The organism is Rhodococcus oryzae, assembly GCF_005049235.1.
Lineage (GTDB): Bacteria > Actinomycetota > Actinomycetes > Mycobacteriales > Mycobacteriaceae > Rhodococcus_G > Rhodococcus_G oryzae.
The window spans coordinates 55,102-77,870 of the sequence record NZ_SUMD01000016.1; the positions used below are offsets into that span (position 1 = coordinate 55,102).

Annotated in this window: 24 protein-coding genes; 13 read left to right on the plus strand and 11 right to left on the minus strand. The window is 70.0% G+C overall.

The genetic code is table 11. The annotated features are described in order from the left end of the window. Positions 1–3: 3 nt before the first annotated feature. Positions 4–804 (minus strand): glutaminyl-peptide cyclotransferase, encoded by an 801-nt coding sequence (locus FCG67_RS23570; protein ID WP_136912009.1) that lies wholly within the window; start codon positions 802–804, stop codon positions 4–6. A gap of 59 nt (positions 805–863) precedes the next feature. Here FCG67_RS23570 and FCG67_RS23575 point away from each other — a divergent pair, with 59 nt between their 5' ends. Genes FCG67_RS23575 through FCG67_RS23590 form a run of 4 tightly spaced genes read left to right on the plus strand, consistent with a single transcriptional unit; the run spans position 864 to position 7,160 of the window. After that, complete coding sequence (locus FCG67_RS23575) at positions 864–1,793, plus strand: DUF3027 domain-containing protein (RefSeq protein WP_246045242.1); 930 nt, start codon at positions 864–866, stop codon at positions 1,791–1,793. A gap of 29 nt (positions 1,794–1,822) precedes the next feature. Beyond that, on the plus strand, positions 1,823–4,633 hold the full coding sequence (locus tag FCG67_RS23580; protein WP_425467882.1) for a sacsin N-terminal ATP-binding-like domain-containing protein: 2,811 nt from the start codon (positions 1,823–1,825) through the stop codon (positions 4,631–4,633). Next, positions 4,623–5,186 (plus strand): phosphatase PAP2 family protein, encoded by a 564-nt coding sequence (locus FCG67_RS23585; RefSeq protein WP_136912012.1) that lies wholly within the window; start codon positions 4,623–4,625, stop codon positions 5,184–5,186. Before FCG67_RS23580 ends, FCG67_RS23585 begins: the two co-directional genes overlap by 11 nt. Before the next feature lie 48 nt (positions 5,187–5,234). Further along, entirely contained in the window at positions 5,235–7,160 is a 1,926-nt protein-coding gene (locus FCG67_RS23590; protein ID WP_136912013.1) for a YhgE/Pip domain-containing protein, read from the plus strand. Between the two features lie 6 nt (positions 7,161–7,166). Here FCG67_RS23590 and FCG67_RS23595 read toward each other — a convergent pair whose 3' ends face one another. After that, positions 7,167–7,415, minus strand: coding sequence for a DUF2530 domain-containing protein (locus FCG67_RS23595; RefSeq protein WP_136912014.1), 249 nt, complete (start codon positions 7,413–7,415; stop codon positions 7,167–7,169). 79 nt (positions 7,416–7,494) lie between these two features. On the opposite strand from FCG67_RS23595, the gene FCG67_RS23600 reads away from it, so the two are divergent. Beyond that, positions 7,495–8,949: an NCS2 family permease gene (locus FCG67_RS23600; protein WP_136912015.1), complete on the plus strand. Its 1,455-nt coding sequence runs from the start codon at positions 7,495–7,497 to the stop codon at positions 8,947–8,949. 34 nt (positions 8,950–8,983) lie between these two features. Beyond that, on the plus strand, positions 8,984–9,415 hold the full coding sequence (locus FCG67_RS23605) for an Rv0880 family HTH-type transcriptional regulator (RefSeq protein WP_077042747.1): 432 nt from the start codon (positions 8,984–8,986) through the stop codon (positions 9,413–9,415). A gap of 19 nt (positions 9,416–9,434) precedes the next feature. Here FCG67_RS23605 and FCG67_RS23610 read toward each other — a convergent pair whose 3' ends face one another. Next, entirely contained in the window at positions 9,435–10,637 is a 1,203-nt protein-coding gene (locus tag FCG67_RS23610; RefSeq protein ID WP_136912016.1) for a GNAT family N-acetyltransferase, read from the minus strand. 57 nt (positions 10,638–10,694) lie between these two features. Between FCG67_RS23610 and FCG67_RS23615 the strand changes: the two genes are divergently transcribed. Beyond that, positions 10,695–11,501, plus strand: coding sequence for a TrmH family RNA methyltransferase (locus FCG67_RS23615; protein ID WP_136912017.1), 807 nt, complete (start codon positions 10,695–10,697; stop codon positions 11,499–11,501). Further along, positions 11,498–11,773 carry a DUF2537 domain-containing protein gene (locus FCG67_RS23620; RefSeq protein ID WP_136912018.1) on the plus strand — a complete coding sequence of 92 codons (276 nt, stop codon included), beginning with the start codon at positions 11,498–11,500 and terminating at the stop codon, positions 11,771–11,773. The genes FCG67_RS23615 and FCG67_RS23620 overlap by 4 nt, the downstream gene beginning before the upstream one ends. A 7-nt stretch (positions 11,774–11,780) precedes the next feature. On the opposite strand, the gene FCG67_RS23625 is transcribed toward FCG67_RS23620, so the two are convergent. Together FCG67_RS23625 and FCG67_RS23630 are read right to left on the minus strand one after the other, a co-directional pair. Beyond that, a complete protein-coding gene (locus FCG67_RS23625) occupies positions 11,781–12,515 on the minus strand; it encodes a DUF6928 family protein (RefSeq protein WP_136912019.1) in 735 nt (244 codons plus the stop codon). A 23-nt stretch (positions 12,516–12,538) separates the two neighbouring features. Continuing rightward, entirely contained in the window at positions 12,539–13,252 is a 714-nt protein-coding gene (locus tag FCG67_RS23630) for a lysophospholipid acyltransferase family protein (protein ID WP_136912020.1), read from the minus strand. Between the two features lie 93 nt (positions 13,253–13,345). Between FCG67_RS23630 and FCG67_RS23635 the strand changes: the two genes are divergently transcribed. Further along, on the plus strand, positions 13,346–13,915 hold the full coding sequence (locus FCG67_RS23635) for a TetR/AcrR family transcriptional regulator (RefSeq protein WP_136912021.1): 570 nt from the start codon (positions 13,346–13,348) through the stop codon (positions 13,913–13,915). 4 nt (positions 13,916–13,919) lie between these two features. On the opposite strand, the gene FCG67_RS23640 is transcribed toward FCG67_RS23635, so the two are convergent. Both FCG67_RS23640 and sepH read right to left on the minus strand, forming a co-directional pair. After that, complete coding sequence (locus tag FCG67_RS23640) at positions 13,920–14,981, minus strand: alpha/beta fold hydrolase (RefSeq protein ID WP_136912032.1); 1,062 nt, start codon at positions 14,979–14,981, stop codon at positions 13,920–13,922. Between the two features lie 88 nt (positions 14,982–15,069). Continuing rightward, positions 15,070–15,939, minus strand: coding sequence for a septation protein SepH (gene sepH, locus FCG67_RS23645; RefSeq protein ID WP_211243308.1), 870 nt, complete (start codon positions 15,937–15,939; stop codon positions 15,070–15,072). Between the two features lie 198 nt (positions 15,940–16,137). On the opposite strand from sepH, the gene FCG67_RS23650 reads away from it, so the two are divergent. Genes FCG67_RS23650 through FCG67_RS23660 form a run of 3 tightly spaced genes read left to right on the plus strand, consistent with a single transcriptional unit; the run spans position 16,138 to position 17,829 of the window. Next, on the plus strand, positions 16,138–16,914 hold the full coding sequence (locus FCG67_RS23650) for a DUF3159 domain-containing protein (protein WP_136912023.1): 777 nt from the start codon (positions 16,138–16,140) through the stop codon (positions 16,912–16,914). Further along, a complete protein-coding gene (locus FCG67_RS23655) occupies positions 16,915–17,400 on the plus strand; it encodes a nucleoside deaminase (RefSeq protein WP_136912024.1) in 486 nt (161 codons plus the stop codon). Between the two features lie 39 nt (positions 17,401–17,439). Further along, entirely contained in the window at positions 17,440–17,829 is a 390-nt protein-coding gene (locus tag FCG67_RS23660) for a RidA family protein (RefSeq protein WP_072751450.1), read from the plus strand. Positions 17,830–17,893: 64 nt separating this feature from the next. Here FCG67_RS23660 and FCG67_RS23665 read toward each other — a convergent pair whose 3' ends face one another. Further along, entirely contained in the window at positions 17,894–19,339 is a 1,446-nt protein-coding gene (locus tag FCG67_RS23665; RefSeq protein WP_136912025.1) for a flavin-containing monooxygenase, read from the minus strand. A gap of 204 nt (positions 19,340–19,543) precedes the next feature. Here FCG67_RS23665 and FCG67_RS23670 point away from each other — a divergent pair, with 204 nt between their 5' ends. Then, a complete protein-coding gene (locus FCG67_RS23670; protein WP_027500952.1) occupies positions 19,544–19,732 on the plus strand; it encodes a hypothetical protein in 189 nt (62 codons plus the stop codon). Between the two features lie 5 nt (positions 19,733–19,737). Here the strand turns inward: FCG67_RS23670 and FCG67_RS23675 are convergent, their stop codons facing one another. The 3 genes from FCG67_RS23675 to FCG67_RS23685 form a co-directional block, all read right to left on the minus strand. Beyond that, positions 19,738–20,271 carry a hypothetical protein gene (locus FCG67_RS23675; protein ID WP_246045243.1) on the minus strand — a complete coding sequence of 178 codons (534 nt, stop codon included), beginning with the start codon at positions 20,269–20,271 and terminating at the stop codon, positions 19,738–19,740. Positions 20,272–20,421: 150 nt separating this feature from the next. Next, positions 20,422–21,537 carry a phosphoserine transaminase gene (gene serC / locus FCG67_RS23680; protein ID WP_136912026.1) on the minus strand — a complete coding sequence of 372 codons (1,116 nt, stop codon included), beginning with the start codon at positions 21,535–21,537 and terminating at the stop codon, positions 20,422–20,424. Positions 21,538–21,586: 49 nt separating this feature from the next. Beyond that, positions 21,587–22,711 carry a citrate synthase 2 gene (locus FCG67_RS23685; RefSeq protein WP_136912027.1) on the minus strand — a complete coding sequence of 375 codons (1,125 nt, stop codon included), beginning with the start codon at positions 22,709–22,711 and terminating at the stop codon, positions 21,587–21,589. Positions 22,712–22,769 lie beyond the last annotated feature (58 nt).

Consider the following 22,769-nt stretch of genomic DNA (forward strand, 5'->3'; position numbering starts at 1 on the left):
GTGTCAGGGGACGAAGCGGACCTCGAACAGGCGTGGGTAGTACTTGCCCGTGATCAGGAATCGGTCGGTGCCCGGCACTTCCGCGATCCCGTTGAGCACGTCCACCGTGCGGCTCTCCTCGTCCGTGAGCAGGCCCGACGCGTCGATCACCGCGGTGATCCGGCCGGTGTCCGGGTCGATCCGCACGATTTGCTGGGTTTGCCACACGTTCGCGTAAACCGCTGTGTCCCCGACGCATTCGAGTTCGTTCAGCCGGTCCTGCGGTTGCCCGTCGAGCGTGACCGCCACGGTGCCACGCGGCTCGAAGGTGACCGGGTCGCGGAAGGTGAGGGTGTCCGAGCCGTCGCTCATCACGAGACGGTCCGACTGCGCGCACAGGCCCCAGCCCTCGCCCTCGTACCTCGTGCGGGAGCGCTCGGCGAGGGTGTCGCGGTCGCGCGCGATCGCAACGCCGTCGCGCCAGGTGATCTGCCAGACGGTGTCGCCCGCGACGGTGATGCCCTCGCCGAACATCTGCTCGGGCACCGGTACCCGGAGGCGCTCCACCCCGGTCTCCAGCGAGGCGGCCCGCAGGTCCGACCGTCCGGCCATGCCGGTGCCCTCGAGCAGTTCGCCGTCGGAGACCTCGAGGCCCTGGGTGAAGGCCCCCCGGTCGTGTGGCCGCTCGCCCACGACCTCGACGCGAAGTCGCTCGACGCGGTCCACGTCCGGTTCCGTGCCGGAATTCGTGGCCGCGTTCGCGCAGCCGGTGAGCATCAAGGCGGCCACAGCGGCCGCGATCTGGGGTAGCCGTCGCCCGGTCATCGGACCAGCATTGCAGCCCGTTGCGCCGATGATTTGCTGCGATACGGCAAAATGGGGGTGTGAGTGCCCAATCTGCCCCCGAGCTTGCCCCCGTGCGCCCCGTCCTCGCCGATGCGGTGGACCTGGCCCGTCAGGCGTTGATCGACCTCGGCGAGGGGGAAGTCGGTACACACCTGGGCGTCACCTCCGAGGGCGAGTGCGCCGCCACCCATCGGTTCGCCGCGCAGCTACCCGGTTACCGCGGCTGGCAGTGGGCGGTGGTTCTCGCGGCCGACCCGGAGTCCGACCACGCGACCGTCAGTGAGCTGGCCCTGCTGCCCGGTCCGGACGCGCTGACCGCGCCCGACTGGCTTCCGTGGGATGAGCGGATCCGCCCCGGCGACCTCTCGCCGGGCGACCTGCTGGCCCCGCTGCCAGGCGACCCGCGACTGGTGCCCGGTTACGTGGCGACCGGCGACCCAGCGGTCGATGAGGTGGCGCTCGAGGTCGGGCTCGGCCGCAAGCAGGTCATGAGCCTCGAGGGCCGGCTGGACGCCGCGGAGCGTTGGCGCGAGGGCGACTACGGACCCGACTCCGAGATGGCGAAGGCCGCGCCGTCCACCTGCGAGCTGTGCGGGTTCTACTTGCCGCTGTCCGGTTCGCTGAAGGTGGCGTTCGGGGTGTGTGGCAACGAGATGGCCGCCGACGGTCACGTCGTGTACGCCGAGTACGGATGCGGAGCCCACTCGGACACCACCTTGCCCACCGGCGCGGGTAGTCCGCAGTTCGACGCCTACGACGACGGCGCGGTGGAAATGGTCGCGCTGCCGGAACCGAAGGTCGAGGCTCCGGCACACGAGGCACCCGCAGACGAGGCACCTGCAGCCGAGGCCCCCGCGGACGAAGCGCCCACGGACGAGGCGCCCAAGGATGAGGCGGCCGCAGTCGAGGCACCCGCGGACGAGGCACCGACCTCCGACGCCGCCGGGGAACCGGCATCGACGAACTGACGGTCGCCGACCCCTTCGGCGCCGATGCGCTGAGGGAATCGACGCTGCTCGCGTGGCGTTCCTCGCCGACCAGGCTCCGCGAGGATGCCGCGACCGAGGCCGACCTCTCGGCCGCGGGGTACCGCGACCGATTGCTGACCGAGCTGGCCCAGAACGCCGCGGACGCCGCCGCCCGGGCCGGAGTGCCGGGGGCGATGCGGATCACCCTCGACGGCACCCGACTGCACGTCGCGAACACCGGCGCCCCCCTCGATCAGCCGGGGGTACAGGCCCTGTCCGCGCTCCGGGTCTCCGGTAAGGACACCGACGGCGGGCCGGTTGTCGGCAGGTTCGGGGTCGGATTCACCGCCGTGCTGTCGGTGAGCGACGAGGTCGAGGTGCGGTCAAGGACCGGCTCGATCGCCTTCTCTGCCGAGCGGACCCGCGACGAACTCCGCGCCGCCGGCTTGGACGAGCCCGAGCGGGGCGTGCCCGTGCTGCGGTTGGTGTGGCCCACCGACGCCGCGCCCGCCTCTGGTTTCGACTCCGAGGTGGTGCTGGCGCTGCGACCGGGAGTGGACGCGGACGAGCTGCTGCGGCAACTGGCCGACGACGCTCCCGACCTGCTGCTGGAGCTGCCCGCGCTGGCGTCGATCGAGCTCGCCGACCAGACTTTCACCCGATTCGAGCGGCCGCTCGCCGACGGGCTGACCGAGCTCCGGGTTCAGGTCGCTCCGCTCCCGGCGGCCGGCGAGCGCACCTGGTGGCAGTACTCGGCTGCGCCGTCCGCGCGCTGGGCGGTGCCGATCATCGACGGACGGGTCCGCCCGGTCTCCGCCGATGTGCTGCGCGCGCCGACCCGGTCGGACGAGGAGCTGTCGCTGCCCGCGATCCTGATCGCCGCCGCGGCGCTGCAGCCCGACCGCAGGCGACTGATGCCGGGAGCCGCCCTCGAGCATCTGGCCGACGGATACGCCGATTTCGTTGCGGCGCTTCCGGAGTCGCAGCGACTGCGGCTGGTCCCACTGCCCGGGTTCGCGCGCGGTGAGGTGGATGCGGTGCTGCGCGAGGCGGTGCTGCGGGAGCTGACCGGCAACGCCTGGCTGCCGGGCGCCGACGGGCTGGCGCTGGTGCCGGGATCCGCTGTCGTGCTACCGGGGCTGACGGAGGAGCTCGCCGATCTGCTGCAGGACGTGATCCCCGGGCTGCTCGGTCCCGCGCTGTCCACCGAGCGCGAGGCCCAGGCGCTGTCCGCCGTCGGGGTGCACCGAATCGGGCTGGCGCACCTGACCGAGCTGCTCGCCGGGATCCATCGCGAACCGGGTTGGTGGGGAAGGCTTTACGCGGCCTTGGAGCCGCTGGTCGTGGATTCGGTCGCCGCGGAAGAGCTGGCCGCCATCCCGGTGCCGCTGACGGACGGGCGCACGGTGACCGGCCCGCGAACCGTCGTGCTCGGCCACGACCTCGGGGAGCTCGGTCACGGCATCGACGCGCAGAGGGTCCATTGGATCCGGCTGGTGCATCCCGATGCAGCCCATCGCCTGCTCGGCCGACTCGGGGCCGGCAGCGCGTCCGCGCTCGACGTGCTCGCCGACCCCGCGCTGCGGTCGGCGATCGAGGACATCGATCTCGACGATCCCACCGCCGCAAGCGAACTCGCCGAACCGGTACTGTCGCTGTCCGCGGTCGCCGCCGCTGCGGGCGACCTGCCCGGCTGGCTCGGCCAACTGCCCCTGCCGGATGCGGACGGGGCGCTGCGCGCCGCGGACGAGTTGCTGCTGCCGGGCGCACCGCTCGCCCGCGTGCTCGCGGCGGACTCGCCGTTCGGGACCGTGTCGCCGAAGTTGGTCGAGCGGTTCGGCGAGGCAGCCCTGCGCGGCGTCGGGGTCGGCTGGGGATTCACCGTGCTCCGGGCGGACCTGCCGACCGGACCCGAGCAGGACCTCGACGACGAGGACGCCTGGTGGTCGACGCTCGAGGAGGATCCGGAGGTGCTGCTCGCCGTCCGTGACCTCGACCTGGTGGACTCCGGCGCCTGGCCGGAGGCGCTCGGCCTGCTGGCCGGGGAGCCCGCGACCGCGGCACTGCTCTCGGACCGGACCGGGTACACCGCCTGGTGGTTGCGCAGGCACGCGCGCCTGGGCGGGGTCCAGCTGGGGGCGATGCGCCGGGTCGACGATCACACCTTCGAGGGGCTGCTCGACGTCTTCGAGCACCCGGACGCCGCGGCGTTGTCGGGGGTCGTGGCCGCCGACCGGGTCGACGGTGTCGAGATGGCGGAACTGCTGCTGGGGCGGCTCGCCGACCGCGACCGGGACCCGGGCCCCGCCGTTGTGGCGCGTGCGCACCGGCTGTTGGCGGAGGCGACCGCGTCGGGGATCCTCGATCTCGACGAGCTCTCGCCACCCGCGGCGGTCCGGACGCTGTCCGGGCAACTGGCCGACCCGGCCGAGGCCGTCGTGCTGGACCGGCCCTGGCTGGCGGCGGCAGTGCCGGCGGAGCTGCTGGTGGTCGGCGACCTGCCGAGCGCGGCCGGGCTGGCCGAGCTGCTCGACCTGCCGCCCGCGTCCGAGGCGATCCGCGGCGAGGTGCTCGGCGCAGGCCGCCGCGTCAGCGCATGGGACCGCGAGCCCGCCGCGGTGCTCGCCCACATCGCGCTCGGGCTGCCGCTGCCGGAGGGCACCCTGGTGGTGCACGACCGCCTGACCGTTCGGCTGAGCGGCGCCGTGCGGGGCGACGTCGAACTGCCGTGGTGGGTGGACGGGGACGGGCGCACGCACTGCACGGAGCGCGGGTTGCTGGCCGGAGCGGAGTCCGCGGAGCGACAGGATCTCGAAAGGGGCCGGCCGGATGCCGATTGACCAGACGGTGCTGGATTTCATGGTCGGGATCCGCACCCCCTGGCTCACCGACGTCGTCACGGTGATCACGAATCTCGGTGGCACGGTGGCCTCGTGGGTGATCACCTCGGTGATCGTGCTCGCGCTGCTGGCGCGACGGCATCGGGCGGAGGCGCTGCTGGTCGGCGGCGCGATGTTCACCGGCCAGCTGGTGATGTCCCTGCTCAAGCTCGCGTTCGGCCGGGAACGGCCGCCCGAGCCGGAACGGTTGGTGGTCGAGCTGACCCATTCGTTCCCGTCCGGGCACGCGATGATGTCGTCGATCCTGGTGTGCGTCGTGGCGGCGGTGATCGTCCGGATCGGGGGGCCGCGCTGGAACACCCCCGTGGTGTTCGTGGGGCTGGGCCTGTGGACGCTGGCGGTCGGGCTCTCCCGGGTCTATCTGGGCGCGCACTGGCTCACGGACGTGATCGCGGGCTGGCTCTTCGGCGCCGCCTGGGCGGGCCTGTGGATCTGGGCGATTGTTAAATCTTCGCGAAACTCTGCCAATGGAGCGCCGTCTTCCCTAAGGTGACCGTTTTGGACGATCGTCCAGCTTTGCGGTCACGAGAAGAGGTCACCCATGGCGGCAGCAGCCACCCCTGGCGTTCCCGACCAGCCCACGCGGCGGATCCACCTGAGCCGTGGGGTGCTCGCCGCGATCGTGATCGCCCCGCTGGCGCTCATCGGCTTCTACATGTGGGCGTTGTGGAACCCCGGTGACACCCTCGACCGGCTGCCCGTCGCGATCGTCAACAACGACGCGGGCGCGGACATGGACGGGACCCGGCTCGAGGCGGGCAAGGAGGTGGCCGCCTCGCTGGTCGAGAGCGGCGACGTCGCCTGGCAGGAGGTGGACCTGGAGCAGGCCACCGAGGGCGTCGAGGACGGGGAGTACTACTTCTCGCTGGTGATCCCGCAGGACTTCAGCGCCGACATCGCGAGTGCCGGGACGCCCGACGCGCAGAAGGCGCGGCTCGAGGTCGTCTACAACGACCACAACAGCCTGGTCGCGACGCCGGTCGGCGAGGGTCTGATGGCACAGGTGCGTTCCGCGGTCTCCGAGTCGATCGGCGAACAGTCGGTGGACCAGGTGCTCGTCGGGCTCGGCGACGTGGGCAAGGGGCTCGAGGAGGCCGCCTCGGGCGCTCGCCAGCTCTCGGCCGGTACCGGGGAGGCGCTGTCGGGCACCACCCAGCTCGCCGACGGCAGCGTCGAGCTCTCCGCGGGCCTGAGTGAGGCGTACGCGGGTAGCGGGGAGCTCTCCGCGGGCGCCTCGGAGCTGGCCGCGGGCAGCGATGAGGCAGCGGCGGGCGCGGCCGAACTGAACAACGGCCTCTCGCAGCTGGTCTCGGGCACCGACGAGCTGGGTGCGGGCGCCAAGCAGATCAGCGAGGTGATCGACACTGTGGTCGGTCCGCTCGTCGACACCATGGTCGCCGCCGGGCTCCCGACCGGCGACGAGGACGTGGCGGGTCAGCTCAAGCAGCTGCAAGCGGGCGCGCGGGAGCTCGCCTTCCAGCTCTCGGACCCGGCGGCGGACTACCGGGGCGGGCTTCAGTCCGCGGCCGCGGGTGCCGGCGAACTGTCGGGCGGGCTGGGTCAACTGGCCGACGGTGCGCACCAGCTCGACGCGGGCGCGGCCGAGCTGAACTCCGGACTGGGACAGCTCGACGCGGGCGGCGTGCAGTTGCGCGACGGCCTCGGTGAGCTCCAGGTCGGTGTCGGACAGCTCGACGACGGCAGCGCGGAGCTCGCCAAGGGTCTCGCCGACGGCGCGGCGCAGGTGCCTGCGTTCACGCCGGACGAGCGCAAGGCCACGGCCGCGATGCTCGCGTCGCCGGTGAGCCTGAGCCCGCAGAACATCAACGTCGCGGCCGGTTTCGGTCCGGGTGCCGTGCCGGTGGTGATGTCCGTTGCGCTGTTCCTGCTCGGGATCCTCATCTGGTTCGTGATCAGGCCGACCAGGCGCGACGGGCTCCGGCGCTACCGGATGCCAGCCGCGATCATGGCAGGCGGCGCCGTGCTGGCCTCGATCGCCGCGATCACCCTGACGGGCGCGGAGCCGCCAAGCGTGGTGATGATGGTCGCGGTGATGTTGCTGATCGGCGCGGCGGCCCTCGCGCTTGCCCGGATGCTCACCGTCGTCTTCGGGGCCGTCAACGGCACCTTCATCGCGCTGGGTCTGTTGATGGTCCAGCTGTTCTCGTTCGGCGGCGTGTTCCCGATCGAGCAGATGCCGCAGCCGTTCCGATGGCTGCAGGCATTGATGCCGCTCACCTACGCGAGGAACGCCCTCCGGATGACGCTCAGCGGCTACTACGGTCCGAGGTTCTGGTTCGCGGTCGTGGTGCTGCTGGCGCTGGTGGCCGCCGCCGTGGCGGTGACGATCTGGTGGCGCAGGCGAACGGAGGATCCCGTCGCGGGTGAGGAGTATCACGACGAGTACGACGAGCTGGAGGAGTTCGAGGCCGGGGACGACCCGACGATGGAGCCGAGCCGGGTCTAGGCCCGGTCAGCTCAGGCCGCGCTGCGCGCCCTTGCTGCCGCGGCGTGCGGCGGCCCGCTGCACGAGGAACAGGGTGAATCCGAGTGCGCCGACGGCCAATCCGGCCAGACAGATCGGCAGCGCCTCGTGCCAGCGGTCGCCCGAGGCGAGCACAACCGTGGTGGTGACCAGCCAGGCGAGTGTGCCGATCGTCACCACCGGACGCGGATCGGTGAGCCTGCGAGGGATCAACGGGTCATCGCGGGTCTCGGTCACATAATTAAGCTACCCGTTCCCCTTTGCCCTAACCTCCCAGGTGCGACGCGCACCTTCGGCGATTGGGACATTGGACGCTATGGCTGGAACCTCGAGGCTCCTGGACAACTACTTCAAGATCACGGAACGTGGTTCCACGGTCAGCAACGAGGTCCGCGGCGGCCTGGTCACCTTCGTGGCGATGGCGTACATCGTCGTGCTCAACCCGCTGATCCTCGGCAGCTTCTCGCCTGACGATGCGGCCGCGAAGACGGATGTGCTCGGCAACATCCTGCCGGTCACCCAGGTGGCGGCGGTGACGGCGCTCGTCGCCGGTGTCATGAGCATCGCGTTCGGCATCATCGCGAACTACCCCTTCGGCATCGCCGCGGGCCTCGGCATCAACGCGCTGCTCGCGGTGACGATCGCTCCGCAGGTCACCTGGCCGGAGGCGATGGGCCTTGTGGTGATCGACGGCATCATCATCGTGGTGCTGGCGATCTCGGGCTTCCGGACCGCGGTGTTCAACGCGGTCCCCGACGCGCTCAAGTCGGCCATCGTCGCGGGTATCGGCATGTTCATCGCGTTCATCGGATTCGTCGACGCAGGCTTCGTCCGCCGCATTCCCGATGTCGCGGGCACGAGTGTTCCGGTCGGATTGGGTATCAGCGGGTCCATCTCCACCTGGCCGACGGTGATCTTCGTCTTCGGCGTGCTGCTGATGGGAATCCTGGTGGCGCGCAAGGTCCGCGGTGGCCTGCTCATCGGCATCGTGGTGACGACGGTGCTGGCCGCGGTCATCGAGGCGATCTGGCATGTCGGCCCCTCGAAGGGGGTGAACCCGAGCGGCTGGAACCTCAGTGTCCCGACGATGCCGGACGTGCTCGCGCAGATGCCGGATCTGAGCCTGGTCGGCGACGTCAACCTGTTCGGGGCCTTCACCCGGATCGGCGTGCTGGCCGCCAGCCTGCTGGTCTTCACCCTGGTGCTCGCCAACTTCTTCGACGCGATGGGCACCATGACCGGCCTCGGCAAGGAGGCCGGACTCGCCGACGAGCACGGCAACTTGCCCGGGATCGGGAAGGCCTTCGTCGTGGAGGGTGCAGGCGCGATCGTCGGCGGCGGCGCGTCCGCCTCCTCGAACACTGTGTTCGTCGAATCCGCCTCTGGCATCGCGGAGGGCGCCCGCACCGGGCTGTCCAACGTGGTCACCGGGCTGCTGTTCCTCGCCGCGATGTTCCTGACCCCGCTGTATTCCGTGGTGCCGATCGAGGCCGCGGCGCCCGCCCTGGTGATCGTCGGCGCGCTGATGATCGGCCAGGTCCGGGACATCGATTTCACCAAGTTCGACATCGCGCTGCCCGCGTTCCTGACCATCGTCGTGATGCCCTTCACCTACTCGATCGCGAACGGCATCGGCGTCGGCTTCATCGCCTGGGTCGTGATCGGTGCCTTCAGCGGCAAGATCAAGCAGATCCACCCGCTGTTGTGGGTGGTCGCGGGCCTGTTCGTGGCCTATTTCGCGGTCGGGCCGATCACGGATGCGATTACCTGAACCGCTTGTCAGGTAGTGCCGTATCCTCCGGAGGGTGACATTGGATACTCGCACTCTGGCCAGTGATCTCTCGTTGGCCGTCGTGCGTCTGACGCGGCATCTCCGCGGGCGGCGCACGGACTCTCAGGTGTCGTTGACGCAGCTGTCGGCGCTTGCCAGCCTCTCCGCGGACGGGCCGATGACGCCGGGTGCGCTTGCGGCCAAGGAGCGGGTGCAGCCGCCGTCGATGACCCGGGTCATCGCTTCGCTCGCGGACCTGGGCCTGGTCGTGCGGACCCCGCACCCCACTGACGGCCGACAGATCATCGTGTCCCTCTCGGACTCCGGTCAGGCCCTGGTGACAGACGAGACCAGCGCCAGGGAGAAGTGGATGAACGATCGTCTTGCGGCGCTCGACGACTCGCAGATCGCAGTGCTCCGCGAGTCGGTCGAGATCATCAGTTCGATGGTCAGCGACTCGGAGTAGCGCGCAAGGCTGCTTCGGCCTAGAAGTGCCAGCCGGCGAACGGTTCCCGGTCGGCGCGGAAGGCCAGATCCAGCAGGTCCAGGACCGACTCGTCGCTCGTCCACAGCCGCCCGGCCCGAGCGAACGAGCGCGCCCGGTGGCCGCCGAGGTACAGGCTGCCGAGTACGTCGAGATCGAGACGGGCCTGCGGGGGAGCATCGGTTCGGGTGACCGTGGCCCGGCCGTCCACCACGCGCAGTGAGAAATTGCCGCCCGCGTCGAGGAACGGGTCGTGGATCTCGAGGACCACGTCCAGGTCGACGGCGAAGGTGCGCGCGGTGAGCGCGGCAGGCACGTCCATGATGCGCACCCAGACGGCGTCGTCCCGCGAGGTCACCCGCGGCAGCCGGGCGTCGGTGAGCAGCCACGGCAGCGGGTCGTCCGCGGCCTGATCGACCCGGATCTCGCTCATCAGGTCCATGCCCGCGAGCACCCGCCACAATGCGGCATACGACTCGTCGGTCGCGGCGACGAGGTCATCGACCACCGCGACCATCCCGCCGGGGGTCTGCTTGCGACGATAGGTCGCGTAGCCGTCCGCGTGCACCAGATAGAACAGGGCGGAGGCGCCGTCGCGGCGGTGCTCGAGATCCGCGAACATCCGGTCCCAGTACACCTTCGGCCGGGCCAGGGCCCCGGGAGTGCGCGCCTGCCAGCGGTCGTAGATCGCGGGCAGTGCCGCGCGGGCGTCGGCCGGTGGCACCAGGGCCACCCCGCCGGGATTCGCTGCGGTGTCACGGATCCGGGCCGAACGCCGGTCGACGGACACCGCGAGCTCGCTGGTCGCGGGACCGTAGCCGAAGCGGCCGTAGATGGTGGCCTCGGTGGCGGTGAGGATCGACAACGGTGCCTCCGCCGCGACGAACCGCCGGTGCTGTTCGGTGAACAGTGCGCGCAGGATGCCGCGCCTGCGGTGGGTCGGCGCGACCGAGACCCAGGAAACCCCCGGCAGATCCAGTTGGGTACCGCCGGGGACGGTGATCCGCATCGCGAAGTGCATCACCACAGCGACGGGCCGGTCGTCGTCGGTGGCCAGGATGACGTCCTCCGTCCGGGCGAACCGCCGGGTGAAGGCCATGTCCTCGTCGGTGGGGTGGAAACCGAACGCGTGCGCATCGAGCAACGCCACCGCGTCCCAGTCCGTCTCCGTTGCCGTCCTGATCGCGATCGCCCTGTCGGTCATCCTTCGAGGGTGGCACAGATTTGTAGGTGGCACTGTGGTGTACGGCAGGATGGCGGTGTGGTTCACGTAATCGATATCGACGATCCGGCCGACACCCGCCTGGACGACTTCCGCGACCTGAACTCGTCGGATCGGCGCCCGGATCTGCCGGAGGGCAAGGGCCTGGTGATCGCCGAGGGCGTGCTGGTGGCGCAGCGGTTGCTCGCCTCCCGGTTCGAGCCGATCAGCCTGCTCGGTGTGGACCGGCGGCTGAGCGAGCTGGCCGACGATCTCGACGGCGTCGACGTGCCGTTCTACCGGACCTCCGCCGAGGTGATGGCCGAGGTGGTCGGGTTCCATCTCAATCGTGGCGTGCTGGCCGCCGCGCACCGCCCACCCCCGCTGGAGCTGGAGGAGGTGCTGCGCGGCGCGCGTACCGTCGCGGTGCTCGAGGGCGTCAACGACCACGAGAACATCGGCTCGATGTTCCGCAACGCCGCGGGCCTCGGCGTGGACGCCGTCCTCTTCGGCGGCAGCACCGCCGACCCGCTGTACCGGCGGGCGGTGCGGGTGTCGATGGGGCACGTGTTGCGGGTGCCGTTCGCGCGGGTGCCGGAGTGGCCGCGTGGGTTGCATGTGCTCAGGGACAACGGATTTCAGCTCATCTCGCTGACCCCGAATCCCTCCGCGGTTACGCTCGCCGAGGCGATGACGGGGGACAAGGTGGCGCTGCTGCTCGGGGCCGAGGGTCCGGGACTGTCGGAGTACGCGATGCGGAACACCGATGTGCGCGCGCGGATCCCGATGGCGCCGGGAACCGACTCCCTGAACGTGGCGACCGCGGCCGCGATGGCGTTCTACGAACGGGTCAGGACGGCCGGATGAGTGTTCCGGTCGGCGCCCGCACACCGTGGGCCACCGGCCTCGTGGTGTCGGGTTTCGCGGCCGTGCTCACCGGCATCGGGGTGGCCGCCTGCGGGGCGGCGATGGCGGCGGTGCACCCGCTGCTGGCACTGGTGGTGAACGTGCTGGTCGCGGTCGGTGTGGCGCCGACGCTGTGGCAGTGGCGGACGGTGCCGGTGTGGCGCTGGGCGGTGCTCGGTGCCGTGGTGGGGGTCGTCGCGGGGTGGATCGCCTTGCTGGCCGGGGCCGGCTGACCTCGGGTCAGCCGAAGCCGAAGCCGAACCACTGACGGATCCCGCGGAAGAGTCCGACCCGGGGCGAACCGTCGGGCTTCCCGGTGAGTGCGGCGGGGGGCGCCTCGCCCTCCTTGTAGATGGCGAATCCGCAGACACCGACGGTGGCGGGGTCGATTTCGCCGTCGCGGACGGGCCGGGTGTAGCGGAACCCGAGCCACTCGGCGTTGGCCGCCTCGGCGAACTCGCCGGGATGGAACGGCAGCGCCTGCGGGTCGGGCAGCACGCCAGCTGGGTAGGCCATGGGATGTTCCCCGGCCCAGAACCCTCGCTCCCAGACCAGCGGCAATCCGAAGTCCTCGTAGATGTGCACCGGAGTCGCGCTGAACGAGCGCCGCAGTGCCCCGCGTTCCCAATACGCGAAAGACGCCCAGGCGGTGTCCGGTTCGGTACACATCAGATAGGTACGCTCGGAAGCCAGTGGGCGAGTCCAGGATTCATCGAGTTTCGATGGCTCGTGCACCGTGAGGTTCGATCCGCACACCACGGTGAGCCCCGGATAACTGCCGACGTAGACCACGCCGGGTGGCACCCCGGCCGAGGTGGCGAGGGGGCCGGGTTCGAGTGGCGTGACGATCATTTCGGGATAGAGCTTGCCGACCAGTGCGTGTGCCGCCTCGGCGTCGGGCTCGGGATGATCGCGGAGGACGGCCATGGGGTCGGGGGCGTCGACGTACCAGATAGTTGATGCTTTGGCCCCCACAGCCTGCACCTGCCTTTCGTCGCTTACCTGAAAGGGTACGACCTGGGCGCGGTTTCGTGTGGGAGCGAAACCCCCACCCGTTTGGCGGCATACGCGTCCACGTATTCCTGGTCGGAGTTGGCGAGCAGGGTCCGCATCAGTTCGTCGGTCGCCTCGCGCACCGTCGATTCGCTCGGGACGGCCGCGCGGTGGTGCGCCAGATCCAGTGGCGCGCACACGGTGATGTGGACCTTGCCGAACCGCCACATCCGGGAACCGACAGGATTGACCGCGGGCGTGCCACGCATCACCACGGGCACGACAGGGGCGCCGGTGGGCAGCGCGACCCGCATGACGCCCGTCTTGCCGCGATGCAACCGCCCGTCGGGTGAACGGCTGCCCTCGGGGTAGATGCCCCAGACGCCGCCCGACTCGAGGATCCCGGTCGCCGTCGCCAGTGCCGCCCGAGCGGCGTCCGCGCCGCTGCGGTCGATGGGGACCTGGCCGGTGCAGGAGAAGAACCAGCGCGTGAGCCTGCCCTTGAATCCGGTGCCGGTGAAGTACTCGCTCTTCGCCACGAAGGTGATGCGCCGCCGCACCATGAGGACAAGGAAGAACGAGTCGGCGACGGTCAGGTGGTTGCTTGCGAGGATCGCCGGCCCGGTCGGCGGAATGTGCTCGGCGCCCTCGATCGTCGGTCTGCCGAACAGGCGCAGGACGGGTCCGATCAGGACGTACTTGAACAGCCAGTACCACACAGTGCGCGCTCCCGAGGTGATCGATCGACAGGTCGTAGACAGTGTCTACGCGTAGGCCGACGATTCTGTCACCGAGTGTTAGACAATGTCTACGTGGACGACGAACCGCTACGGGACAAGCTGGTCAGGTGTGGTGTCGAGCTGCTCGAGCGGGAGGGCATCGCTGGGGTGAGCCTGCGCGCGATCACCAGGGCGGCGGAGGTGTCGCACGGCGCCCCGCGACGGTACTTCCCGACGCACAAGGCGCTGCTCGCGGCGATCGCGGCCGAGGGCCTTGCCGACCTCGCGGCCGTTGTCCGGTCCACCCTGGACGACGGCGACCTGACGGCCCGGGACCGGCTCGTCGCGCTCGGATGGGCCTACGTGCACTTTGCCGATCGTCGGCGGGCGATGTTCGAGCTGATGTTCCGCCACGACCTGCTCGAGGGCTCGGGGGCGGAACTGCGGCGCACGAGTCTTCCCTTGTTCGCGTCGCTCGTCGCGCTGGTGGAGGAGGCGACCGCGGACAGCGCCGATGCGCGGGAGCGGGCGCTCGGGATCTGGACGGGTCTGCACGGGATGGCCGTGCTGGCGGCGGACCGGGCCCTGCAGGTCATCGGGGACCCGCAGGGCGCGGCCGCCCTCGTCGGTCGGACCGTGGACGCGCACCTCGCCCACGGGTGAGCCCTCAGACCAGCTGCGGCGCGGCCTCGCTCAGGAAGTCGTCGATGTGCGCCCAGGTGGTCTGCTTCGCGCCAGGACCCGCCAGCAATCCGAGGTGGCTGCCCGGCGCGGTCTCGAAGCGGACCGATGGGGCCCCGGTCAGCAGGTCGGTGATGCGCGCGACGGAGGCGACCGGCGCGATGACGTCGTCGGTACCGCCGACCGCAAGCACCGGCACCGATAGTGCGGACAGCTCGACCGTGCGGGATCCGAGCCGGAATTGCCCCGCCGCCAGAGTGTTTCCCAGGATCAACTGGGTGCAGATCTGATGGAAGAACCGGGCCGGGTAGCCGGGCATGGCGGCCATGAACTTGTCGATGGATTCCATCCGGGCCAACGTCTCGGTGTCGTGCAGGTTGCGCGCGATGAACCACGGCTTGGTCAACTCACGCTGCAGTGCCGTGACCCGGTAGCTGGCCTGCACCACGGGGGCGGGCAGGCCACCCAGTGCCCAGGTCGCGGCGGTGAGCGGCCGGTCTCCGGTGATCCGGCCGATTGCGCGCAGCGGCGCGATGGCCGCGATCTCGGTGTAGTCGACCGGGGTGCCGATCGCGGTGATCGACCGGATCGGGAGGTCGGCGTTCGCCGCCCCGGTGAGCAGCGAGATCGTCCCGCCCAGGCTCCATCCGATCAGGTCGACGGGCGCGCCGTCGTGCAGCTCGGAGACGTGCCGCAGGGCCTCGGGGATGATGTCGTCGACCCAGGCCTCGAAGCCGAGGCCCCGGTCCGCGGAGGTCATGGTGCCGTAGTCGACGAGGTAGGGCGTGCGACCGCTGTCGAGTAGGTGTGCCGCGAGGCTCTGGCCCGGGCGCAGGTCGTAGCACTGGGCAGGCGCGGCGAGCGGGGGCACCAGGAGGACCGGGTTGGTGCCGATCTGGGGGCCGAACCGGTACAGGTCCCGGTGCAGGCCGCGGGTGATCTGCTCGGACGGGGTCGGCTCGGCCGCCTGGACTCCGTCGCCGAACGTCAGGCCCCAGGCGTTCCGGGTCAGCGCGTTCAGTCGCGGACGCCAGTCGAAATCAAGCACAGTCTTCCCCCTGCTCACGTCAGATACTTAGTGTTACTCGGCGTAACTCTAAGTGATCCGCCGTGGCGGGAGTCGGTCCGGGTATCGGTCAGCCGCGACCGCTGCTGCGCACGCCGAGCAGGACGTCGTCCCAGGACGGCAGTGAGGGCTTGCCGCGCTTGTCCTTCGCGCCCTGGTGCTGTGGCGCCGGCTTCGGTTGGTGCTCCTCGTCCTCGGAGTGGACGATGTCCTCCTCCTCGAAGAGGGCATCCATGGCGCCGGGTTCGAGCGACTCGGACTCCGCCACCTCTTCTTCGACCTCGGCCTCGATCACGGCTTCGAGGACGGGGGAGTGCGGGTCCTCGGCGGAGATCGGGGCGAGTCCGCGCAGCGGGCGCCCGAAATCCGGATCGATCAGGTCGGTCGCGGCCGCGTCGAGCGGGGCGATGGTGCCGCCGTGGGAGTCCGGCTGGAAACGCCAGTGCGCCGCATTGCGGGTGCGCCCGGCCTGCCATTCGAGCTGGGCGATCCAATGGCCCTCGTCGTCGCGCCACGCGTCCCACTCGGCCTCGTCGAGGTTGTGGCCGCGGGCGCGGAAGGCGAGGCCGACGATCTCGGCCAGGGTGAGGACGGTGGGGCCGTTCTCACGCACCGGGTGACCCGCCTGCGCCATCTCGGCGGCACGCGAGCGTTCGAGCAGCACCGGGTGTGCGAAGGTCTCGATCTTCTTGACCGACACACCGGCCTCGGTCGCCACCTGCTCGACCGTGGCACCGGCCCGGATGCGGGCCTGGATGTCGCGGGGTCGGATGCGGCTCTCGGTCTCGATCTCGATCTGCCCGAACCGGGCGACGTCGCCTCGAGAGGCGGCGCGAAGCTTGTCGTCGGCTGGTACGCGAAAGCGCTCGCCGCTCTCGCTGTCGGCGCACACGATGTGTGTTCCGTCGGGCTCAAGTCCGATCACTCGAAGTTCTCGCACCGTGACCTCCCTCATCGCGTAGCTCGCGATATTGCCCTTGCCGACTGTAATCGACCCGTGATGGGGGTCGGGTCAGGACACGCCTCGCCCGGTCAACAGGTTTGGATCGGGGCGCGCTATTGTCTCTGGCCGAAATTCTGTCGAATTCGGGGCTACCCTCAGGAAATCGGACGTGGTCGGACCGGCGAGGGCACAGCGATGATCGAGAAGGCTCCGGATACGCGGGCAGGTCCCTCGCCCGCGCGTCGGGCGTGGGATGCGCTCGGCGCGATGCTCGACGGCCCCCTGACCGGACTCGCTCCGTGGATCGTGCTCGCGGTCGTCGAGGGTCCGGGGCGCCTCGCCTGGGCGGCCGGGATCGCACTGTCGCTCTCGGTGTTGTTCGTCGCCGTCGATCTGCTGCGCGGGCGGTCCCTGAAACTGCTCGGCGTGATCGATGTCGTGTTCTTCGCGGCGCTGCTGGCCGTCCATTTCCTGCTCGACCAGGCCGGGCAGGACTGGATGGAGACCTGGGTCGGCGAGATCGCGAACATCACGCTGGTGGTCATCGCGGTCGGCTCGATGCTGGCCCGGATGCCTTTCACCATCCAGTACGCGCGCGAGGAGGTGGACGAGCAGTACTGGCGGACACCGCGGTTCCTGCGGATCAACTACGTGATCACCGGCGTGTGGGCCGTGGCGTTCCTGGTCGCCGCGATCGCCGGGTTCTACGGCGATGCGGTGCTGCACGACAGCGAGAACCTGTGGACGGGGTGGGTGATCCAGACCGCGGCGATGCTGATCGCGCTGCAGTTCTCGGCCTGGTATCCGGAGGATCCGCGGCCGCCGGTGAGCGCGTTGCTGGCCCCGCTGGCGGTATGGCTGATTCCGGTCGGCATCCTGATCCTGACCGACGACGGCGGCCCCGGCTGGGTGGGATACACCTTCATCGCGGTGGGGGTCGCCGCACAGGCATTTCTGCGAAAGGGAGAGTAGATGACTGGCCTCGATGCCGATGACCTCGCGAACCTGCGCAGGGCGATCGAGCTCGCGAACGAGACAGGAGAGGCCGGCAACCGGCCATTCGGTGCGGTGATCGTCGGCGCGGACGGCGAGGTGATCAGCGAGGGCGCGAACTCTGTGGCCACGTCCGGTGACGTGACCGAGCACGCGGAACTCGACGCGATCACCACCGCCTGCGCGGAGGGTCGCACGGACGACCTGGTCGGCAGCACCGTGTACGCGAGCGGGGAGCCGTGCCCGATGTGCGGCGCGGCGATGGTGTGGGCGGGGGTGAGCCGGGTCGTGTTCGCGGCGTCGGCTGCGGAGTTCGGCGCGATTCTCGAGGGTGGGCCGCGGTTCGGCCTCGGGTGTGCGGATGTCATCGCGTCCGCCGAGGCAGGTATCGAGGTGAGCGGGCCGCACCTCGGGGAGGAGGCGTTCGACCCGTTCCGGCGCTTCGTGGCGGCGAACCCGGACTAGCCTGCGAAACCCGACTCGGCGGCTGACAGAATCAGCGCCATGTCGAATCGAAACAACATCTCGTCCGGCTCCGATTGGGAGTCGAAGATCGGTTACTCGCGGGCCGTCCGTATCGGCCAGCAGGTGTCGGTGTCCGGTACCACCGCCTCGGGCCCCGACGGCCCGGTCGGCGGCGACAGCCTCGCCGAGCAGACCCGTGAGGCGGTCAGCCGGATCGTCGCGGCCCTCGCCGAGGCGGGCGCAAAGCCCGAGGACGTCATCCGCACCCGGATCTACCTCACCGACATGAGCCGCTGGGAAGAGGCCGGTCTCGCGCACGGTGAGGTCTTCGGCGAGATCCGTCCCGCCACCACGATCCTCGAGGTGAGCGCGCTCATCGATCCCGCGCTGCTGGTCGAGATCGAGGCCGACGCGATCATCGCGGAGTAGATCTCCACTCGCCGCATACAGGTCAGCCCCCGACACGATGCCGGGGGCTGACCTGTTTCGCTGGTCAGGAGCTGAACTGCATCGCGTCGTCCTCGAGCCGGCCGTGCCGCAGCGTCACCACATCGTGCGCGTAGCTCATACCGAGCTGCCACGGCGCCTTGGTGCCGGTCCTGGGGAACTCGTCGATCGAGCGCTGGACATAACCGGCGGCGAAATCGAGCAGCGGGCGGGTGGACAGCGCCGGGTCGTCGTTGGTCGGCACGCACACCGTGTGACCCTGCCGGTCCATGTGCGCGAGCAGGCGGCACACGTAATCGGCGACGAGGTCGGCCTTGAGCGTCCAGGACGCGTTGGTGTAGCCGACCGTGAAGGCGAAGTTGGGCACGTCGCTGAGCATCATGCCCTTGTAGGCGAGGGTGTCCGGCAGAGATACCTCGCGGCCGTCGACGGCGAATTCGATCCCGCCGAACGCGAGCAGGTTCAGGCCGGTCGCGGTCACGATCACGTCGGCCGCGAGCTCCGCGCCTGACTCGAGTTCGAGGCCCCGCTCGGTGAAGGTCGCGATCCGGTCGGTGACCACCGACGCCTTGCCGTGGCGGATAGCCCGGAACAGGTCGCCGTCCGGCACCAGGCACATCCGCTGGTCCCAGGGGTTGTAGCTCGGCGTGAAGTGGGTGTCGATGTCGTACCCGGCGGGCAGCGCGCGCTGCTGGGCCCGCCGGAGATACCACTTGACCAGGCGCGGCTGCCGCTGGCTGAGTTGGTAGGTGACGGTGGAGAACGCGACGTTCTTCCATCGGGCGATCGGGTAGGAGAGCCTGTCGCCGAGCAGTCGCCGCAGCCCGTTGGTGGTCGGGTCCTTGGCGGGCAGGGCGGCGATGTAGGTGGGGGAGCGCTGCAGCATCGTCACGTGCTCGGCCCGGTCGGACATCGAGGGCACCAGGGTGACGGCGGTGGCTCCACTGCCGATGACGACGACCTTCTTGCCGGTGTAGTCGAGGTCCTCGGGCCAGTGCTGGGGGTGCACGATCCGGCCCTGAAAGCGTTCGGTGCCTTCGAAGTTCGGCGTGAATCCCTCGTCGTAGCGGTAGTAGCCGCTGCAGACGTAGAGGAAGTCGCAGGTGACCGTGACGGTGTCGTCGCCGTGCGTGGCCTCGACGGTCCAGCGGGCTTCCTCGCTCGACCACTGGGCGCGCACCACCCGGTGTCCGAATCGGATCTGCTTGTCGATCCCCGCCTCGCGGGCGGTGTCCCGGACGTACTCCAGGATGGCCGGGCCGTCCGCGATCGACTTCTCGTCCGTCCACGGCCGGAACCGATAGCCGAGGGTCTGCATGTCGGAGTCCGACCGGATCCCGGGGTAGCGGAACAGATCCCAGGTGCCCCCGATGGCGTCGCGGGACTCGAAGATCGCGAAGGACCGGGTGGGGAACTTGGCCTGGATCTGGTGGGCGGCGCCGATCCCGGACAGTCCGGCACCGACGATCAGCACGTCGATGTGTTCGGTCACGGCGGACCTCCTCGGAGACGGGGCAATGTATCTGTGACCGAAGGTACCGCATAGGCTGCGGTTCCGAAACGGCGACCGGTCACCACCCGTGTTGACTTGAGGCCCCCGGTCACCTTTACTTAGGCAGACCTAACGAAGGACACGCTAAGCTAATTTCTGGCGGAAGGCCTTCGTGCTCACCGCAGTCGTCAGGACCGATCTGCCATGTATGACATCTTCACCCTGGCCCGTGCGGCCGACGCCGTCGCCGACCTGTTCGACGACCCGACCTTCCTCGCCGACACGGCCCGCCGCGCATCCGCGGAGGAGGCCACCGCGTTCTCCGCGTTGCTCGAGGCGGCGGGCCGCGATGACATCCGAGCGAGTTTCCTGACCACGATCACCGGGCCTTAGGGCGACTACCCACCCGCGCCGTTGTTCGGGTTGGTGCAGATGGTGCCCTCGCACGGGACGTCGGTGCCGTCGCCGTTCGGGTTCTCCATCACCGCGCCGCCGTTCTGCTGCGGGTCGGTCCCGGCGCCGTGGTTCGGGTTGGTGCAGATGGTGCCCTCACACGGAACGTACTGTCCGCTGCCATCGGGGTGCGGGATGGCGTCCGGCGCGACGTAGCTGCCGATGGGGCATCCTGGATCCTGGTTGCGCGCACAGTATTCGGTGCTCAGGTTGTTTCCGGTGGAGCCGTCCGCGCCGACGGGTCCGGGCGCCGGGGCCACCACCACCGGCGCGGGTGACACCGGCGCGGGCGACACCGGAGCGGCCGCCGGTGTCAGTGCCGCCGGGGTCGCGGGCGCGGCCGTGGTGGTCGGCGCGGCCGTTGTCGACGTCGCCGCCGATGTCGTGGTCGTGGACGTGTCCGAGGAGTCGCTTCCGCATCCCGCGGCAAACGCGGTCAGGGTGAGTGCGGCCAGGACGACGAAACTGCGTTTGAACATGAACGATTCCCTCCCAATCGATGTCAGTCGCTGCCGATCCTGTCATCCCCGGGCCGAAATGTGCGGCAACCCCATGCGGATGTAGTCGGCGCCACAAAACAGTCAGCCCCCGGCAGGCGATGCCGGGGGCTGACTGTTGCTGGGTTCGGCTCAGAGCTGGCCGACGACCCAGTCGATGCTCTTGGTCAGCGCGGTGACGTCCTCGGGATCGATCGCCGGGAACATGCCGACGCGCAGCTGGTTGCGGCCCAGCTTGCGGTACGGCTCGGTGTCCACGATTCCGTTGGCGCGCAGGATCTTCGCCACCGCGGCGGCGTCGATCTTGTCGTCGAAGTCGATGGTGCCGACGACCTGGGAGCGGTGCGCCGGATCGGCGACGAACGGGGTGGCGAACTCGCTGGCCTCGGCCCAGTTGTACAGGCGCGAGGACGAATCGGCGGTGCGCTTGGTGGCCCAGTCGAGCCCGCCGTTGCCGTTCATCCACTCGATCTGGTTCGCGAACAGCAGCAGGGTGGCCAGCGCCGGGGTGTTGTACGTCTGGTCCTTGGAGCTGTTGTCCACCGCGATCGGCAGCGACAGGAAGTCCGGGGTCCAGCGGCCCGTGGACTTGATCTCCTCGACGCGGGCCAGGGCGGCCGGGCTCATGATCGCGATCCACAGCCCGCCGTCGGAGGCGAAGCACTTCTGCGGTGCGAAGTAGTAGACGTCCGAGTCGGCGATGTTCACCGGCAGGCCGCCCGCACCGGAGGTGGCGTCGATCGCGATGAGCGCGTTCTCCGAGCCGGCCGGACGCGACACGGGAATCGCGACACCGGTGGAGGTCTCGTTGTGGGCCCACCCGATGAGGTCGACCGACGGGTCCGACACGGGCGCGGGCGCGCTGCCCGGCTCGGCCGAGACGACGATCGGGTCACCGATGAACGGGTTGGCCTTGGCCACCGAGGCGAACTTCGAGCTGAACTCGCCGTTGGTCAGGTGCAGGGACTTCTCGCGGATCAGGCCGAACGCGGCCGCGTCCCAGAACGCGGTGGTGCCACCGTTGCCGAGCACCACCTCGTAGCCCTCGGGCAGCGAGAAGAGGTCGGCCAGGCCGGAACGCACCCGGGCGACGACGTCCTTGACCGGCTTCTGACGGTGGCTGGTGCCGAACACCGAGGCGCCCACGTCCACGAGCGACTGGAGCTGCTCGGGGCGGACCTTGGACGGGCCGCAACCGAATCGGCCATCGACGGGCTTGAGGTCGGCGGGGATGATCGGGGTGGTCATCGGTTCGAGTTCCTTCTCGTTGGTGGTGCGAACGGGCAGAGGGCCCGAATCAGCCGGCGATCTGGTCCCAGCCCTTGACGGACTCGGGGGTGCGGGGCTCGGGTCCGGTGTAGATGGCAGCCGGGCGGACCAGCTTGCCGAGACGCTTCTGCTCCATGATGTGCGCGCACCAGCCGGCGGTACGGCCACAGGTGAACATCGCGGGCATCATGTGCGCCGGGACCTCGGCGAAGTCGAGGATGACGGCGGCCCAGAACTCGACGTTCGTCTCGATCGCGCGGTCCGGGCGGCGCTCGCGCAGCTCGGCGAGGGCGGCCTGCTCGAGCGCGGCGGCGGCCTCGTAGCGGGGCGCGTTCAGGCGCTTGGCGGTGGCGCGGAGCACGCGGGCGCGGGGGTCCTCGGCGCGGTACACGCGATGCCCGAAGCCCATCAGCTTCTCCTTGCGGTCCAGGATGCCCTTGACCAGAGCGCGGGCGTCGCCGCTCTTCTCGGTTTCCTCGATCATCGGGAGGACGCGGGCCGGGGCGCCGCCGTGCAGCGGGCCGGACATCGCGCCGATGGCGCCGGAGAGCGAGGCCGCGACGTCGGCGCCGGTGGAGGCGATGACCCGGGCGGTGAAGGTGGAGGCGTTCATGCCGTGCTCGGCGGCGGAGACCCAGTACGCGTCGATGGCCTCGGTGTGCGCCGGGTCCGGGTCACCCTTCCAGCGGGTCATGAAACGCGCGGTGACGGTGGGGCATTCGTCGATGACCTTCTGCGGCACGGCGGGCTGGTAGACACCGCGGGCCGACTGCGCCACGTAGGACAGCGCCATCACCGAGGCGCGGGCGAGCTGCTCGCGGGCGGTCTCGTCGTCGATGTCGAGCAGCGGCTGGTATCCCCAGATCGGCGCCAGCATGGCCAGACCGGCCTGCACGTCGACGCGGACGTCGCCGGTGTGGATCGGCAGCGGGAACGGCTCGGCGGGCGGCAGGCCCTGGCCGAACTCGCCGTCGACGAGCAGTGCCCAGACGTCGCCGAAGGTGACGCCGCGAGCGACCAGGTCCTCGATGTCGACTCCGCGGTAGCGCAGCGCGCCACCGTCCTTGTCAGGCTCGGCGATGTCGGTGGTGAAGGCGACGACGCCCTCGAGACCGCTGACAAAATCCTCGGGTACTGCCGCGCTCGCTGCCATTGCTCGTGGACTCTCCTCGTCGTCTTCGGTATTCGCCCGGTCCGGGCTGCTCCGCCTA

Coding starts and splice junctions, on each gene's coding strand:
- FCG67_RS23685 (WP_136912027.1), bottom strand. CDS start 22,711: ATGGCAGCGAGCGCGGCAGTACCCGAGGATTTTGTCAGCGGTCTCGAG.
- FCG67_RS23670 (WP_027500952.1), top strand. CDS start 19,544: ATGTATGACATCTTCACCCTGGCCCGTGCGGCCGACGCCGTCGCCGAC.
- FCG67_RS23655 (WP_136912024.1), top strand. CDS start 16,915: ATGACTGGCCTCGATGCCGATGACCTCGCGAACCTGCGCAGGGCGATC.
- serC (WP_136912026.1), bottom strand. CDS start 21,537: ATGACCACCCCGATCATCCCCGCCGACCTCAAGCCCGTCGATGGCCGA.
- FCG67_RS23600 (WP_136912015.1), top strand. CDS start 7,495: ATGGCTGGAACCTCGAGGCTCCTGGACAACTACTTCAAGATCACGGAA.
- FCG67_RS23620 (WP_136912018.1), top strand. CDS start 11,498: ATGAGTGTTCCGGTCGGCGCCCGCACACCGTGGGCCACCGGCCTCGTG.
- FCG67_RS23650 (WP_136912023.1), top strand. CDS start 16,138: ATGATCGAGAAGGCTCCGGATACGCGGGCAGGTCCCTCGCCCGCGCGT.
- FCG67_RS23585 (WP_136912012.1), top strand. CDS start 4,623: ATGCCGATTGACCAGACGGTGCTGGATTTCATGGTCGGGATCCGCACC.
- FCG67_RS23675 (WP_246045243.1), bottom strand. CDS start 20,271: ATGTTCAAACGCAGTTTCGTCGTCCTGGCCGCACTCACCCTGACCGCG.
- FCG67_RS23590 (WP_136912013.1), top strand. CDS start 5,235: ATGGCGGCAGCAGCCACCCCTGGCGTTCCCGACCAGCCCACGCGGCGG.
- FCG67_RS23610 (WP_136912016.1), bottom strand. CDS start 10,637: ATGACCGACAGGGCGATCGCGATCAGGACGGCAACGGAGACGGACTGG.
- FCG67_RS23660 (WP_072751450.1), top strand. CDS start 17,440: ATGTCGAATCGAAACAACATCTCGTCCGGCTCCGATTGGGAGTCGAAG.
- FCG67_RS23570 (WP_136912009.1), bottom strand. CDS start 804: ATGACCGGGCGACGGCTACCCCAGATCGCGGCCGCTGTGGCCGCCTTG.